The sequence below is a fragment of the Pannonibacter sp. I15F10I1 genome (genome assembly GCF_900185665.1).
Classification (GTDB): domain Bacteria; phylum Pseudomonadota; class Alphaproteobacteria; order Rhizobiales; family Stappiaceae; genus Pannonibacter; species Pannonibacter indicus.
Genome location: NZ_FYAN01000026.1, coordinates 513088 through 527211, shown reverse-complemented (window position 1 = coordinate 527211; position 14124 = coordinate 513088). Strand labels below are relative to the sequence as shown.

The following is a 14124-nucleotide window of genomic DNA, read 5'->3' as shown; positions in this document are numbered from 1 at the left end:
CTTCTGCGCTCCTTCAAGGCTGTTGTGCAAACCCCGCCGCAGCAACAGATTTCCGGACAGCCGCCACAATTGCGCAAGACTCTGTTAAGCGAGTCCCGGCACACTGCGAGGAGTTTCAGACCCCACGTGTCCAGTAGGTCGACAAGTGCCCGCAACCACCCGTCAGCGCAAAAAATCCTTTCTTGGCAGTCTCGTTATCCCGGTCGCATCAGCTGCCGTGCTGGGCTATTTCGCCTTTCACGCGGTCAATGGCGAGTTCGGCATGGCCGGGCGCGAGCGTCTGGACCGTCAGGTGGCCCAGCTTGAGGGCGAGCTGGCAGACATCACCTCCGTGCGCGAGCATCTGGCAACGCGTGTGGCGCTGCTGCGCCCGGAAAGCCTTGATCCGGATATGGTGGATGAGCGCGCCCGCGTCATCCTCAACGTCGTGCAGGCAGATGAGCTGATCATCATGCGCGGCCGCTCCGTTGCGGCGAGATAACTGAAAAACAGTTTATATCGCCAAAATAACCGAAATTAGGTTAAGTGATAAAAATCAAATCATTTCAGTTGGTTGGTCAGTATTACCGCGCTGCACTCAACCTCTTGGATTGACAACAGCAAGCGGTTACCTTCCGCTTGCTGTCTAGGGGAAACGCCACGCAGAGACGAGGGACATGGCCGCTACAAAACAATCTTCCGCCGGCGCACGCGCGAAGGGCGCGTCCGGTCAGGGTGGTGCGGGCAATGCTGCCGCCGCCATCGCAAAATTCACGAAGGACGAAGAGCTTCACGCCTACCGTGAAATGCTCCTGATCCGCCGCTTCGAAGAAAAGGCCGGCCAGCTTTATGGCATGGGCCTCATCGGCGGTTTCTGCCACCTTTACATCGGTCAGGAAGCTGTCGTCGTCGGCATGCAGATGGCCAAGGTGGATGGTGACCAGATGATCACCGGTTACCGCGACCACGGCCACATGCTGGCCATGGATCTTGACCCGAAGGGCGTCATGGCCGAGCTGACCGGCCGCCGTGGCGGCCTGTCGAAGGGCAAGGGCGGTTCGATGCACATGTTCTCCAAGGAGAAGCACTTCTACGGCGGTCACGGCATCGTCGGCGCGCAGGTCGCGCTCGGCACCGGCCTTGGCTTTGCCAACAAGTACCGCGGCAACGGCAACGTCGCCATGGCCTTCTTCGGTGACGGTGCGTCCAACCAGGGCCAGGTCTACGAGAGCTTCAACATGGCCCAGCTGTGGAAGCTGCCGGTCGTGTATGTGATCGAGAACAACAAATACGGCATGGGCACGAGCGTCGAGCGCGCTTCGGCCACCACCGACCTGTCCCAGCGCGGTGCCTCCTTCGGCATTCCGGGCGAGCAGGTTGACGGCATGGACGTGCGCGCCGTGAAGGCTGCTTCCGACCGGGCGCTTGCCTGGTGCCGTGAAGGCAATGGCCCCTACATCCTGGAAATGGTGACCTACCGCTACCGCGGCCACTCCATGTCCGACCCGGCGAAGTACCGCTCCAAGGACGAAGTCCAGAAGATGCGCACCGAGCATGACCCGATCGAACAGGTGCGCGCCCGCGTGCTTGAAAACGGCTGGGCCACCGAGGACGATCTGAAGGAACTCGACAAGGACGTGCGCGCCATCGTCGCCGAATCGGCGGAGTTTGCGCAGAACGATCCGGAGCCGGATGTGTCCGAGCTCTACACCGACATTCTGCTTTAAGGCCGGGGGGAATACATGCCGATCGATATTCTGATGCCGGCTCTCTCGCCGACCATGGAAGAGGGCAAGCTGTCCAAGTGGCTCAAGGCCGAGGGCGACAGCGTCAAGGCTGGCGACGTGATCGCCGAAATTGAAACCGACAAGGCGACCATGGAAGTGGAAGCCGTGGACGAGGGCACGCTGGGCAAGATCCTGGTGGCCGAAGGCTCCGAGAACGTCAAGGTCAACACCAAGATCGCCGTTCTCCTCGCCGAAGGTGAGGATGCTTCTGCGGCTGAGGCCAGTGCTTCGGTCCCGGCAGCTGCACCTGCTCCGGCCGCTCCCGCACCTGTTGCCGCAGCTCCGGCTGCCGCTGCCCCGGTTCCGGCCCACCCGGTCACGTCCGGCTCTGCCGACAGCGATGCTCCGGCCGGCACCGAAATGGTGTCCATGACCGTGCGCGAAGCGCTGCGCGATGCCATGGCCGAGGAAATGCGCCGTGATGGCGACGTCTTCATCATGGGTGAGGAAGTTGCCGAGTACCAGGGCGCCTACAAGATCACGCAAGGGCTGCTGGACGAATTCGGTGCCAAGCGCGTCATCGACACGCCGATCACCGAGCACGGCTTTGCCGGTCTTGCCACCGGCGCCGCCATGACGGGCCTGAAGCCCATCGTCGAGTTCATGACGTTCAACTTCGCCATGCAGGCGATTGACCACATCATCAACTCCGCCGCCAAGACGCTCTACATGTCCGGCGGCCAGATGGGTGCGCCGATCGTCTTCCGCGGCCCGAACGGCGCTGCGGCACGCGTGGGTGCCCAGCACAGCCAAGACTATGCCTCCTGGTATGCCCACATCCCGGGCCTCAAGGTCATCCAGCCCTGGTCGGCTGCCGATGCCAAGGGCCTGCTGAAGGCAGCGATCCGCGACCCGAACCCGGTCATCTTCCTCGAAAACGAGATCCTCTACGGCCAGTCCTTCGAGGTTCCGAAGGTCGATGACTTTGTCCTGCCGATCGGCAAGGCCAAGATCGAGCGCGCCGGTACGGACGTGACCATCGTCTCCTGGGGCATCGGCATGACCTATGTCATGAAGGCCGTGGACGAACTGGCAGCTCAGGGCATCTCGGCGGAAGTCGTGAACCTGCGCACCATCCGTCCGCTCGACATCGACACGGTGCTCGCCTCCGTCCGCAAGACGGGCCGCTGCGTCACGGTGGAAGAAGCCTTCCCGGTCTGCTCGGTTTCCTCGGAAATCGGCTATCAGGTTCAGGAAAAGGCCTTCGACTTCCTCGACGCCCCGATCCTGCGCGTGACCGGCAAGGACGTTCCGATGCCCTATGCCGCAAACCTTGAAAAGCTGGCCCTGCCATCTGTCAAGGACGTCATCGACGCCGTGAAGGCTGTCACCTACAGGGACTGAGGCGAGGGAGGCCGCAATGCCGATCAACATCACAATGCCGGCCCTCTCTCCCACCATGGAAGAGGGCAACCTGGCCAAGTGGCTGGTGAAGGAAGGTGACAAGGTTTCTCCCGGCGACGTGATCGCCGAGATCGAAACCGACAAGGCGACCATGGAAGTGGAAGCCGTGGACGAGGGCACGGTCGCCAAGATCGTCGTCGCCGCCGGTACGCAGGGCGTCAAGGTCAACAGCCTGATCGCCGTGCTCGCAGGTGAAGACGAGGATGCTTCGGCTGTCTCGGCAGCGCCTGCTGCTGCGCCCGCCAAGGCGGAAGCCGCTCCGGCCAAGGCTGAAGCTGCTCCGGCTCCTGCCGCTGCTGCACCGGCATCTGCCGGTCCGGCTCCGGTCAGCGCATCGGGCGAGCGCATCTTTGCCTCGCCGCTTGCCCGCCGTCTGGCGTCGCAGAACGGTCTGGACCTCAAGGCGATCGCAGGCTCCGGTCCGCATGGCCGTATTGTCCAGCGCGACATTGAAGCTGCGCTGAAGTCCGGCACCGGCAAGGCAGCTCCGGCTGCTGCCGCCGCAGCTCCTGCCGAGGCTCCGAAGGCCGCTGCCGCTGCAGCGCCCGCTGGTCCTTCCAAGGAGCAGGTGCTCAAGCTCTTCGCCGAAGGCTCCTACGAGCTGGTGCCGCACGATGGCATGCGCAAGACCATTGCCAAGCGCCTCACCGAGTCCAAGCAGACGATCCCGCACTTCTATGTGTCGGTGGACTGCGAACTCGACGCGCTTCTGGCCCTGCGCACCCAGCTCAACGACGCGGCTCCGAAGTCCAAGGACGGCAAGCCGGCCTACAAGCTCTCGGTCAATGACATGGTCATCAAGGCCATGGCTCTGGCCCTGCGCGATGTGCCGGATGCGAATGTCTCCTGGACGGACGATGCCATGGTCAAGCACAAGCACGCCGATGTCGGCGTTGCCGTGTCGATCCCGGGCGGCCTGATCACCCCGATCATCCGCAGCGCCGAGCAGAAGGCCCTGTCCACCATCTCCAACGAGATGAAGGATCTGGGTCAGCGCGCCAAGGACCGCAAGCTGAAGCCGGAAGAGTACCAGGGCGGCACCACCGCCGTGTCCAACATGGGCATGATGGGCGTGAAGAGCTTCTCGGCCGTGGTCAACCCGCCGCATGCCACCATTCTGGCGGTCGGCGCGGGCGAGCAGCGTCCTGTCGTCAAGAATGGCGCGCTGGCTGTGGCCACCGTCATGACGGTGACGCTCTCCACCGACCACCGCTGCGTGGACGGCGCTCTGGGCGCGGAACTTCTCGGCGCCTTCAAGGGCTACATCGAGAACCCGATGAGCATGCTGGTCTGAGTGACCCTCAGCGAGGCCCCGGCAGGTCCGGGGCCTTTCTGTCTTGAAAACAGAACGCGACATTCTTGCGAAACAAAGGCGAGGGAACTTCCATGGCCGATAGCTATGACGTCCTCATCATCGGGTCGGGCCCCGGCGGTTATGTGACCGCGATCCGTGCGGCCCAGCTCGGCTTCAAGACTGCCATTGTCGAGCGCGAGCATCTGGGCGGCATCTGCCTCAACTGGGGCTGCATTCCGACCAAGGCGCTGCTGCGCTCCGCTGAAATTCTCGATCACGCCAACCATGCCAAGTCCTACGGGCTGAAGCTGGAAGGCAAGATGACCGCTGACATCAAGGACGTGGTTGCCCGCTCGCGCGGCGTTTCGGCCCGCCTCAACGGCGGCGTCGGCTTCCTGATGAAGAAGAACAAGATCGACGTCATCTGGGGTGAAGCCAAGCTCACCAAGCCGGGTGAGATCGTCGTCGGCAAGTCGTCCAAGCCCGCCGTCGAGCCGCAGCACCCCGCGCCCAAGGGCGTGAAGGGCGAAGGCACCTACACGGCCAAGCACATCATCATCGCCACCGGCGCCCGCCCGCGTGCGCTGCCGGGCATCGAGCCGGATGGCAAGCTGATCTGGACCTATTTCGAGGCGATGAAGCCGGACTTCATGCCGAAGTCGCTGGTCGTGATGGGCTCGGGCGCCATCGGCATCGAGTTCGCGTCCTTCTACCGCTCCATGGGCGTGGACGTGACCGTCGTCGAAGTCATGTCACAGATCATGCCGGTGGAAGATGCCGAAATCTCCGCTATCGCCCGCAAGGCGCTGGAAAAACGCGGCATGAAGATCCTGACCGAGGCCAAGGTTGCCAAGGTCGAGAAGGGCGCCAATTCCATCACCGCCCATGTGGAGACCAAGGACGGCAAGGTGACCCAGATCACCGCTGACCGCCTGATTTCCGCTGTCGGCGTGCAGGGCAATATCGAGAACCTCGGCCTTGAGGCGCTTGGCGTGAAGACCGACCGCGGCTGCGTCGTCATCGACGGCTACGGCAAGACCAACGTTCCGGGGCTCTATGCCATCGGTGACGTGGCCGGCCCCCCGATGCTCGCCCACAAGGCCGAGCATGAAGGCGTCATCTGCATCGAAAAGATCGCAGGCCTGCCGGGCGTTCACGCCATGGACAAGGGCAAGATCCCGGGCTGCACCTACTGCAACCCGCAGGTCGCCTCTGTCGGCCTGACCGAAGCCAAGGCCAAGGAACAGGGCCGCGACATCCGCGTCGGCCGCTTCTCCTTTGCCGCCAACGGCAAGGCGATTGCTCTGGGTGAGGACAACGGCCTCATCAAGACCATCTTCGACAAGAAGACCGGCGAACTGCTGGGTGCCCACATGGTCGGCACGGAAGTGACCGAGCTGATCCAGGGCTTCGTGGTGGCGATGAACCTCGAAACCACCGAGGAAGATCTGATGCACACGATCTTCCCGCATCCGACCCTGTCGGAAATGATGAAGGAAAGCGTTCTGGACGCCTACGGGCGGGCGCTGAACGCCTGACGCAAGTCCCGCGGGGCCGCCCTTCGCAAGAGGTGCGGCCCTCTTGGCATTTCAGCCAGACAGGCCTCTTGCGGAACCGCGATGGTGTCTTCAGTGTTGATAAGGCAGCACGTCAATAGGGAGACTGCATCATGACACTTCAGACCGTGATCATCTGGGCGCTGATTGGCCTTGTCGCCGGGTGGATCGCCAGCTTCATCACTGGCGGCGGCGGGTTGGTCCGCTACATCCTGACCGGTCTTGCCGGTGCCGTCGTTGGCGGCTTTCTGATGCATTACTTCGGGTTTTCTCTGAACCTCGGCAATGCCATCGCCAACGAGATTGCCGTGGCAGCCATCGGCGCGGTCGTGGTGGTCTTCGTCGCCCGCATACTCGCCTGAAATACGGGTTTGAGCGGACGGTATCCCGGAGCAACTCAGCGCTTCCGGCGGCAGCGCCGGAAGCAGGGGAGGCAGAACGCATGATTTTCTGGATCATCATCGGGCTTCTGGCGGGCGCCATCGCCCACCGGGTGCTGGACAGCCGGGGCGGGTTCCTTGGTTCACTCATCGTCGGCCTGATCGGCGCGCTCGTCGGCGGCAAGCTGGCCGAAATGTTGCGGCTCAACCTGACCGGTGGCTTCATCGACCAGCTGGTTGTGGCGACGGTCGGAGCCATTCTGTTCCTGTTCGTCTGGCGCAAGATCAGAGGGCGCTGACAGGCGCGACGGGATAGGGGCGCCACAGGAAACTGGCGCCACAGGATGAAGGCGAAGGGAAGGGGGCATCATGCGGGGTGATCTGCCAGGTCTGGAAGACTTTCCGCTGCACAGCGAGGACAAGCTGCGCTATGGCGACACGGACCGTCAGGGCCATGTCAACAATGCCGTCTTCTCCACATTCCTTGAAACCGGCCGCGTCGAGGCGCTTTATGGCGCCGGCGCATCGCAGCAAGGCCTTGAGGAGGAGGGCGCAGCCTTCGTCATTGCCCGGCTGGAACTGGATTTTCTGGCCGAAGTCACATGGCCGGGCACGGTGGTGACCGGCACGCGGGTCAAGGCGGTTGGCCGCAGCTCCATCACGCTGGAGCAGGCCCTGTTCCAGAATGGCGCCTGTGTGGCGCGGGCCGTATCCGTGGTGGTGCAGATGGATGAAGCCACCCGCAAATCCCGTCCGCTTTCGCAGCAAACCGCCGCCCGCTTTGCTGCGCTGAGCGGATCTTCCGAAAACGCATGACACCGCGGCAAAGAGGCACTTGACCTTCGGCGCTGCTCACGACATTTGGATGCCATGGTAACGATCCTCGACACCCTGAACCGTCCGGCTCCCGCGCAGAGCGCAGACGATGCGAAGCCCCGGCATCCGGAAAAGGCCCACAGGCCCGACAATCCGGTCGCCCGCAAACCTGCGTGGATTCGCGTCAAGGCGCCGACGTCGCCGGTCTACCGCGAGACCCATCAGGTGGTGCGCGAGAACAAGCTCGTCACCGTGTGCGAGGAAGCCGGCTGCCCGAATATCGGCGAATGCTGGTCGAAGAAGCACGCCAGCTTCATGATCCTCGGTGATACCTGCACCCGCGCCTGCGCCTTCTGCAACGTGCGCACCGGCATGCCGGGGCCTGTAGACAAGAACGAGCCGGAGGGCATCGCCACGGCGGTTGCCACCATGGGGCTTGAGCATGTCGTCATCACCTCGGTGGACCGGGATGATCTGGATGACGGCGGCGCGAACCATTTCGCCGATGTGATCGCCGCGATCCGCGCCAAGGCGCCGAAGACCACCATCGAGGTGCTGACGCCGGACTTCCTGCGCAAGGAAGGCGCGCTGGAGATCGTCGTGAAGGCCAAGCCGGATGTGTTCAACCACAATCTGGAAACGGTGCCGTCGAAGTATCTGAAGGTGCGCCCCGGCGCCCGTTATTTCCACTCCATCCGCCTGCTGCAGCGGGTGAAGGAGCTGGATCCCACCATGTTCACCAAGTCCGGCATCATGGTCGGCCTCGGCGAGGAGCGCAACGAAGTGCTTCAGCTGATGGATGACCTGCGGACGGCGGACGTGGATTTCCTCACCATCGGCCAGTATCTGCAGCCCTCGAAGAAGCATCATCCGGTGCTGTCCTTCGTGACGCCGGAAGAGTTCAAGGCCTATGAAAAGATCGCCTATGCCAAGGGCTTCCTGAAGGTGTCGGCCAGCCCCCTGACCCGCTCCTCCCATCATGCGGGCGAGGATTTTGCTGACCTGAGGGCCGCACGCGCTGCAAAGCTCGGCCATTGACACAAAGAACCGCGCCGGCGGCTGCACCGCTCCTGCCGGGCGCATGAAGAGACTTACATGCCGTCATTTGAATCGAGCCGGGACGTGGCCCACAGCGCCAGCGACATGTTCGACCTTGTTGCCGATGTGGAGAAGTATCCCCAGTTTGTGCCCCTGTGCCAAAGCCTCGTGATCCGCGGACGCAAGCCGCTGGATGAAACGCGCGAGGTTCTGGTGGCCGACATGACGGTCGCCTACAAGCTGTTCAAGGAAACCTTCACCAGCCGCGTGGTGCTGGACAGGCCGAAGAACCAGATCCTCGTGGAGTATCTGGACGGCCCGTTCCAGCATCTGGAGAACCGCTGGACCTTCCAGCCGCTTGAAAATGGCGGCTGCAGCGTCGGTTTCTTCATTTCCTATGATTTCAGGAGCCGGACTTTTGCAGCCCTGATGGGCGCCATGTTCGACATGGCCTTCCGCAAGTTTGCCTCCGCCTTCGAGGCGCGGGCAGACGAGGTCTATGGCCGCAAGGCCGGGCTTCCGGTCACCGCCCGGTAAAGGCCCGGCGTATCTCCTGGAACCTGAACTCCCGTGGAGGAGGGGCCTCACCGGTCAGGCTCCGCTCCACATGGGCCGGCAGGTTCAGGTCCTGAACCGTGACATGCAGTTGCGGGTTGCGGCAGACAGCCTGCCAGCGGCCGTTGGCGTTGCTCTCCAGATTGAGTTCAAAGCCGTCGTTTGCCTCTTTCTGCGTCCAGGCGACGGTGGTGGGGCGGACCCAGAATTGCGAGCCGCAATACTCCACGGCCATGAAACCCTGCTGTTCCCGGCGAAGCACCACGTGACTGCCGCGGAAGCGGCCATTGTCTCTGGAGATGATATGAAATTCTGCGGCCTGCGGCTGTCCGGCCGTTTGTGCTGCAGTCTGGGCCACGGCCGTCACCGGCAGGACGCTGACTGCAATAAAAACCACCAGAAGAACACCAGCGAGGGTTGCCACGGCACAATTCCCTGTGTTGAGCCAGGCTTATGGTCGCCTGCAGGTTGCGCCGACCTGCCTGTCACTTTTTGCGACTAGAAGTTTTGCCTGCAAAGGAGGCAATATCAAGTCAATCCTGCGTCAACCTTGCGGATCGGTGTGCTCGGACGCGCTGTTTTCCGAGGAATAAGTGTTACTGCTGATGGTACGTGCCTTTGGGCTTGCCGCCGGACTTGTTGGCAAAAGCTTCGCTGATCCGAGACAATTTGCTGCCCGGCGGTGTCATCGCGGCCGGTGTGTCGTTGCTGACCACCAGCGGGTCCTCGTCGCTGCCAATATCCGCCATGGAGACATGTTTCTCGGCCTTGGCGCAGACCTCCACCCAGCCGCGTCCATTGCTGTATTCAAGACCGACGACGCGCTTGTTCTCAACTTCGATCAGGCTCCAGGCCACCGACTTGGGCCGGACCCAAACCCTGCGGCCGCAGTAAGCGACGGCGACATAGCCAACCGCCTGCTCTTCAAGCACCTGATGGCTGCCGTGAAACGTGCCATCGACCTGCCGCGAGATGAGATAGAAATCTCCCGCTTTCACCACTTCCTCGGCCTGAGCCGGAAGAACGGTTGCGAGAATTCCCGTTAGAAAAATCAAGACGCGCATAACAACCTGCCCCGTTGTCAGCGCCAAGCCAGCAGATGCGCAGGCTCAGCACAAGTGCCACGATATAGTATAGCCGTCTTGATATTCTCTTCTGTCAGTCTATCAAATTTGACAGAATATCCAATGCTGTCGCTGCAGCGAGCACGCGGACCCCGTCCCGGCCCTGGTCTCCGAACTGGCAGGCCAGATGCCGTGTCTGCTTGCCTTTACCTGCGGCTGCAAAATGGACGAGGCCCACCGGCTTTTCCGCTGAGCCCCCGCCGGGGCCGGCGATGCCCGTTATGGCGACAGCCACATCTGCACGTGAGTGAGACAGAGCCCCTTCCGCCATGGCCCGGGCCGTTTCTTCGCTGACGGCGCCCACGCGGGCAAGCACCTCAGCCGGCACGCCCAGCATGTCCATCTTCGCTTCATTGGAATAGGTGACGAAACCCCGGTCCAGCACGGCGGAAGATCCGGCAATCTCCGTCACCAGCGCACAGACAAGGCCGCCGGTGCAGGATTCGGCCGCCGTCATCATCAGCCCCTTGCTCTTCAGCTTCAGGACAAGCGCCTCGGCCTGCGGCCGCAATTGCGTCAGATCGGTCATCGAAGCCTCCGGAGGGTTCAGTCCCCCAAATCTGGCAGACGGACCGTTGCCGTGGCAAGAGCGGCGATGCCTTCGCGCCGGCCGGTGAAGCCGAGTTCTTCCGAGGTGGTGGCTTTCACCGAAACCCGTTCGACCGGCAGGGAACAGATGGCGGCGATGCTGCGGCGCATATCGTCGCGCACCGGGCCGATCTTCGGCGCTTCGCAGACGATGGTCACATCCAGATGCGCCACCCGCCCGCCGCGGGCGGCCACGAGCGACAGGGCATGCTGCAGGAACCGGTCCGAGGATGCCCCCTTCCACTGCGGGTCGGAGGGCGGGAAATGGCCACCGATGTCCTTGTCGGCAATGGCACCCAGAATGGCATCGGTGAGCGCATGCAGCGCCACGTCCGCATCGGAGTGGCCCTTGAGGCGCTTGTGGAAGGGAATGGCAATGCCGCCGAGAATGACCGCATCGCCGTCCTCGAAGGCATGCACGTCATAGCCGTTGCCGGTGCGGATATCCGGCAGTTCAGACCAGGGCTTCATGCTGGCTCCTATTCACTTTGAGGCCGGCGCAGAAGCACGGCTATGGCGCGCGCCCGGTCAAGGTCCGCGCGGGTTGTCACCTTGAAGGTTTCGGCGGCCCCTTCCACCAGCTGAACGCGCAGACCGGCCCATTCGGCAAGGGAGGTGTCGTCGGTGAAATGGTCCTGCCCCAGAACGGCGGCCTTGCGGTGCGCTCCGAGCAGCGGCTCGAAGGCAAAGCCCTGCGGTGTCTGGGCGGCCCACAATCCGCTGCGGTCCACGGTTCCGGTGGCATAACCATCCGGCCCGGCGCGCTTCAGCGTGTCATGCACGGGCAGGGCGGCCAGCACGGCCTGTTCTCCGGCCTGAAGGGCGGCCGTCATGCGTTCAAGTGTGACGGCCATCAGGAAGGGACGGGCGGCATCATGCACGAGCACATGTGCAGGAAGGTGCTCTTCCGGCCGGGAGGCGAGCGCCTCAAGCCCGGCATGCACGGACGCCTGACGGGTGGCGCCGCCGATGGCGGGCGGCAGAATTCTTTCGCGCATGGCCGGTTGCACTGCCGCCAGTGATGCTTCATAGAGGCCGCCATCATCGGCATGGATCACGACAAGCGCATCAGCCACATGCGGGCTTTGCAGAATGGCCTCCAGGGTCCAGGCCAGCATGGGCCGGTCGTCGAGGGCAAGATATTGCTTGGGGCACCTGTCCTGTGGATCGGCGAGACGCGTTCCGCGTCCGGCAGCGACGATCAGGGCAGATGTCTTGCGCGTCATCGAGGGTTTCCGCTGGTGGCGCCGCCTCATGCGCCGGGGCAATCAGGACCGCCAGCCGCCGCATATGGACAGTTTTGAGGCAGGCCGCGTTTCGTGCCTGTCTCTTAAGGGTTTTCCGGGGTTGTTCTCAACTCATTTTCAGAAGCTGTTACAACTTGTCCCTTGCCGCAATGCAAAAAATGTCTAATGTGTAGGCAAATCGAGATATGCACACGATATGAGCACACCTGCAGCTGCACGTTTTGAGAGTTCCCTGACGATCGGTCCGCACGTTCTGGCGAACCGGGCCTTTCTTGCGCCCATGTCCGGTGTGTCGGATCTGCCCTTCCGCAAGCTGGCGGCGCGCTTCGGTGCGGGACTTGTCGTGTCCGAGATGGTGGCTTGCGAACAGCTGGTGGAAGGCGATGCCGAAACCCGCACCCGGGCGGAAGGCGAGGGGCTGGATCTGCATGTGGTGCAGCTGGCTGGCCGCGAGCCGCACTGGATGGCGGAAGCAGCCCGCATTGCGGAAGCTGCGGGCGCTGCGATCATCGACATCAATATGGGCTGCCCGGCCAAGCGCGTGACCACCGGCTATTCCGGCTCGGCCCTGATGCGTGATCTTGACCATGCGCTGACGCTGGTAGACGCGACGGTGGGGGCCGTATCCGTGCCGGTGACGCTGAAGATGCGCCTTGGCTGGGACCGGGACTGCATGAACGCGCCGGAACTGGCGCGCCGGGCACAGGATGCGGGCGTACAGCTCGTCACCGTGCATGGCCGCACGCGCAACCAGTTCTACAAGGGTGAGGCCGACTGGCAGGCGATCCGCGCTGTGTCCGAGGCTGTCAGCATTCCCGTCATTGCCAATGGCGACTGTGTGTCCATCGAGGCGGCGGAGATGATGCTGGAGCAGTCCGGCGCCGATGGCGTGATGGTTGGCCGTGGTGCCTATGGCCGCCCCTGGCTGCCGGGGCAAATCGGCGCGCATCTCAACGGCACGGAGCCGCAGCCCGCGCCCGAGGGAGAGGCCCTCGGCGATCTGGCGCTGGAGCATTACGACGCCCTCATTGCTCTTTACGGGCTGGAGCTGGGCCGGCGCATCGCGCGCAAGCATCTGGGCTGGTATCTGGACCAGACCGCCGATGTGCCAGCCGTTCTGCGCAAGGAAATCCTGACCAGCGACAGCCCCGCCACCGTCACGCGGCTTGTCCGCACCTGGTTTTCCGATCAACCCCAACGGAGCGCCGCATGACAGGACCGTCTGCGAAATCCGTGGAAGGACGCACCGAGGCCCTCGCCACCGATGGCCCGACCATTCTGGACTCCTTGCCACACCCCGTACTTCTGGTCGCTCCCGATGGAGTGATCGAGGCCGCCAACATGGCCGCCGAAATCTTCCTGCGCTCATCCGTATCCTTCCTGCGGCGGCACACGATTGATTACTTTGTGCCTTTCGGCAGCCCGCTCCTGACCCTGATCGAGCAGGTGCGCGAGCGCGGGGCACCGGTCAACGAGTACAAGGTGGACATCGGCTCGCCCCGCATTGGTGCCGAACGGGTGGTGGACATTCACGCGGCCCCCGTGGTGGAGCGGCCCGGTGCAGTGGTGCTGATGTTCCAGGAAAGGGGCATGGCGGAGAAGATCGACCGCCAGCTGACCTCGCGCGGGGCGGCCCGCACCGTCACCGGCCTTGCCGCCATGCTGGCGCATGAGATCAAGAACCCGCTCTCCGGCATCCGGGGCGCTGCCCAGCTGCTGGAACAATCCGCCAGCGAGGATGACCGGGCGCTGACGCGCCTCATCATGGACGAGACCGACCGGATCGTGAAACTCGTCGACCGGATGGAAGTCTTCTCGGATGAACGGCCGATCGAGCGCGAGCCGGTCAATATCCACGTGGTGCTGGACCACGTGAAGCGGCTGGCGGACACGGGCTTCGGGCGCGGCAAGCGCATCATCGAGGAATATGACCCGTCGCTGCCGCCGGTCTATGCCAACCGCGACCAGCTGGTTCAGGTGTTCCTCAATCTGGTGAAGAATGCCTGCGAAGCCATCGGCGATGATCCCGATGGCGAGATCCGCATCACCACCGCTTTCCGTCCCGGTGTGCGCCTGTCGGTGCCCGGCACCTCGGAAAAGGTCAGCCTGCCGCTGGAATTCTGCGTCAAGGACAACGGCCCCGGCGTGCCGGAAGACCTGATGCCGCATATTTTCGAGCCTTTCATCACCACCAAGACCAACGGCTCGGGCCTTGGCCTGGCGCTGGTCGCCAAGATGATCAGCGATCACGGCGGCTTCATCGAATGCGACAGCGCCCCCCGGCGCACCGTTTTCCGCATCCTGATGCCTGCTTTCACCGAACCTGAAACCTCCTCCAGCGACAGGACCGCCTGAC

At 63.2% G+C, this 14124-nt stretch carries 15 protein-coding genes and 1 pseudogene; 12 read left to right on the top strand and 4 right to left on the bottom strand.

The features are described from left to right. Window positions 1-145: 145 nt before the first annotated feature. The 10 genes from IF10I1_RS15685 (at window position 146) to IF10I1_RS15640 (ending at window position 8791) form a co-directional block, all read left to right on the top strand. Window positions 146-481 carry a septum formation initiator family protein gene (locus tag IF10I1_RS15685; RefSeq protein WP_208977415.1) on the top strand — a complete coding sequence of 112 codons (336 nt, stop codon included), beginning with the start codon at window positions 146-148 and terminating at the stop codon, window positions 479-481. A 175-nt stretch (window positions 482-656) separates the two neighbouring features. Further along, entirely contained in the window at window positions 657-1706 is a 1050-nt protein-coding gene (gene pdhA / locus IF10I1_RS15680) for a pyruvate dehydrogenase (acetyl-transferring) E1 component subunit alpha (protein ID WP_050471548.1), read from the top strand. Window positions 1707-1721: 15 nt separating this feature from the next. Then, window positions 1722-3110, top strand: a complete 1389-nt coding sequence (locus tag IF10I1_RS15675) for a pyruvate dehydrogenase complex E1 component subunit beta (RefSeq protein WP_186393482.1) — start codon at window positions 1722-1724, stop codon at window positions 3108-3110. Window positions 3111-3126: 16 nt separating this feature from the next. Beyond that, entirely contained in the window at window positions 3127-4464 is a 1338-nt protein-coding gene (locus IF10I1_RS15670) for a pyruvate dehydrogenase complex dihydrolipoamide acetyltransferase (protein WP_186393481.1), read from the top strand. 92 nt (window positions 4465-4556) lie between these two features. Further along, on the top strand, window positions 4557-6002 hold the full coding sequence (lpdA, locus tag IF10I1_RS15665; RefSeq protein ID WP_186393480.1) for a dihydrolipoyl dehydrogenase: 1446 nt from the start codon (window positions 4557-4559) through the stop codon (window positions 6000-6002). A gap of 131 nt (window positions 6003-6133) precedes the next feature. Continuing rightward, a complete protein-coding gene (locus IF10I1_RS15660; RefSeq protein ID WP_186393479.1) occupies window positions 6134-6382 on the top strand; it encodes a GlsB/YeaQ/YmgE family stress response membrane protein in 249 nt (82 codons plus the stop codon). A gap of 80 nt (window positions 6383-6462) precedes the next feature. Beyond that, window positions 6463-6699 carry a GlsB/YeaQ/YmgE family stress response membrane protein gene (locus tag IF10I1_RS15655; protein WP_050471544.1) on the top strand — a complete coding sequence of 79 codons (237 nt, stop codon included), beginning with the start codon at window positions 6463-6465 and terminating at the stop codon, window positions 6697-6699. A 70-nt stretch (window positions 6700-6769) separates the two neighbouring features. Continuing rightward, window positions 6770-7216 (top strand): thioesterase family protein, encoded by a 447-nt coding sequence (locus IF10I1_RS15650; protein WP_050471543.1) that lies wholly within the window; start codon window positions 6770-6772, stop codon window positions 7214-7216. Window positions 7217-7270: 54 nt separating this feature from the next. Continuing rightward, the gene (gene lipA, locus IF10I1_RS15645) at window positions 7271-8254 is read left to right on the top strand and encodes a lipoyl synthase (RefSeq protein ID WP_050471855.1); all 984 of its coding nucleotides are present in this window, start codon (window positions 7271-7273) and stop codon (window positions 8252-8254) included. A gap of 57 nt (window positions 8255-8311) precedes the next feature. Continuing rightward, window positions 8312-8791 carry a type II toxin-antitoxin system RatA family toxin gene (locus tag IF10I1_RS15640; protein ID WP_186393478.1) on the top strand — a complete coding sequence of 160 codons (480 nt, stop codon included), beginning with the start codon at window positions 8312-8314 and terminating at the stop codon, window positions 8789-8791. Here IF10I1_RS15640 and IF10I1_RS15635 read toward each other — a convergent pair. The 4 genes and pseudogenes from IF10I1_RS15635 to IF10I1_RS15620 all read right to left on the bottom strand — a co-directional run bounded on the left by IF10I1_RS15635 (window position 8778) and on the right by IF10I1_RS15620 (window position 11747). Then, entirely contained in the window at window positions 8778-9233 is a 456-nt protein-coding gene (locus IF10I1_RS15635) for a hypothetical protein (protein WP_050471541.1), read from the bottom strand. The genes IF10I1_RS15640 and IF10I1_RS15635 overlap by 14 nt on opposite strands. 172 nt (window positions 9234-9405) lie before the next feature. Beyond that, window positions 9406-9900 (bottom strand): hypothetical protein, encoded by a 495-nt coding sequence (locus IF10I1_RS15630; protein WP_186393477.1) that lies wholly within the window; start codon window positions 9898-9900, stop codon window positions 9406-9408. A 67-nt stretch (window positions 9901-9967) separates the two neighbouring features. Next, on the bottom strand, window positions 9968-10462 hold the full coding sequence (locus IF10I1_RS15625) for a CinA family protein (protein ID WP_186393476.1): 495 nt from the start codon (window positions 10460-10462) through the stop codon (window positions 9968-9970). Window positions 10463-10479: 17 nt separating this feature from the next. Continuing rightward, window positions 10480-11747: pseudogene (locus IF10I1_RS15620) on the bottom strand (bifunctional 2-C-methyl-D-erythritol 4-phosphate cytidylyltransferase/2-C-methyl-D-erythritol 2,4-cyclodiphosphate synthase). Between the two features lie 217 nt (window positions 11748-11964). Here IF10I1_RS15620 and dusB point away from each other — a divergent pair. Both dusB and IF10I1_RS15610 read left to right on the top strand, forming a co-directional pair. Beyond that, entirely contained in the window at window positions 11965-12981 is a 1017-nt protein-coding gene (gene dusB, locus IF10I1_RS15615) for a tRNA dihydrouridine synthase DusB (RefSeq protein WP_186393475.1), read from the top strand. Then, window positions 12978-14123, top strand: a complete 1146-nt coding sequence (locus tag IF10I1_RS15610) for a nitrogen regulation protein NR(II) (RefSeq protein WP_197717611.1) — start codon at window positions 12978-12980, stop codon at window positions 14121-14123. Before dusB ends, IF10I1_RS15610 begins: the two co-directional genes overlap by 4 nt. Window position 14124: the final 1 nt, after the last annotated feature.

Coding starts and splice junctions, on each gene's coding strand:
- IF10I1_RS15675 (WP_186393482.1), top strand. CDS start 1,722: ATGCCGATCGATATTCTGATGCCGGCTCTCTCGCCGACCATGGAAGAG.
- lpdA (WP_186393480.1), top strand. CDS start 4,557: ATGGCCGATAGCTATGACGTCCTCATCATCGGGTCGGGCCCCGGCGGT.
- dusB (WP_186393475.1), top strand. CDS start 11,965: ATGAGCACACCTGCAGCTGCACGTTTTGAGAGTTCCCTGACGATCGGT.
- IF10I1_RS15610 (WP_197717611.1), top strand. CDS start 12,978: ATGACAGGACCGTCTGCGAAATCCGTGGAAGGACGCACCGAGGCCCTC.
- IF10I1_RS15655 (WP_050471544.1), top strand. CDS start 6,463: ATGATTTTCTGGATCATCATCGGGCTTCTGGCGGGCGCCATCGCCCAC.
- lipA (WP_050471855.1), top strand. CDS start 7,271: ATGGTAACGATCCTCGACACCCTGAACCGTCCGGCTCCCGCGCAGAGC.
- IF10I1_RS15660 (WP_186393479.1), top strand. CDS start 6,134: ATGACACTTCAGACCGTGATCATCTGGGCGCTGATTGGCCTTGTCGCC.
- IF10I1_RS15625 (WP_186393476.1), bottom strand. CDS start 10,462: ATGACCGATCTGACGCAATTGCGGCCGCAGGCCGAGGCGCTTGTCCTG.
- pdhA (WP_050471548.1), top strand. CDS start 657: ATGGCCGCTACAAAACAATCTTCCGCCGGCGCACGCGCGAAGGGCGCG.
- IF10I1_RS15650 (WP_050471543.1), top strand. CDS start 6,770: ATGCGGGGTGATCTGCCAGGTCTGGAAGACTTTCCGCTGCACAGCGAG.
- IF10I1_RS15640 (WP_186393478.1), top strand. CDS start 8,312: ATGCCGTCATTTGAATCGAGCCGGGACGTGGCCCACAGCGCCAGCGAC.
- IF10I1_RS15670 (WP_186393481.1), top strand. CDS start 3,127: ATGCCGATCAACATCACAATGCCGGCCCTCTCTCCCACCATGGAAGAG.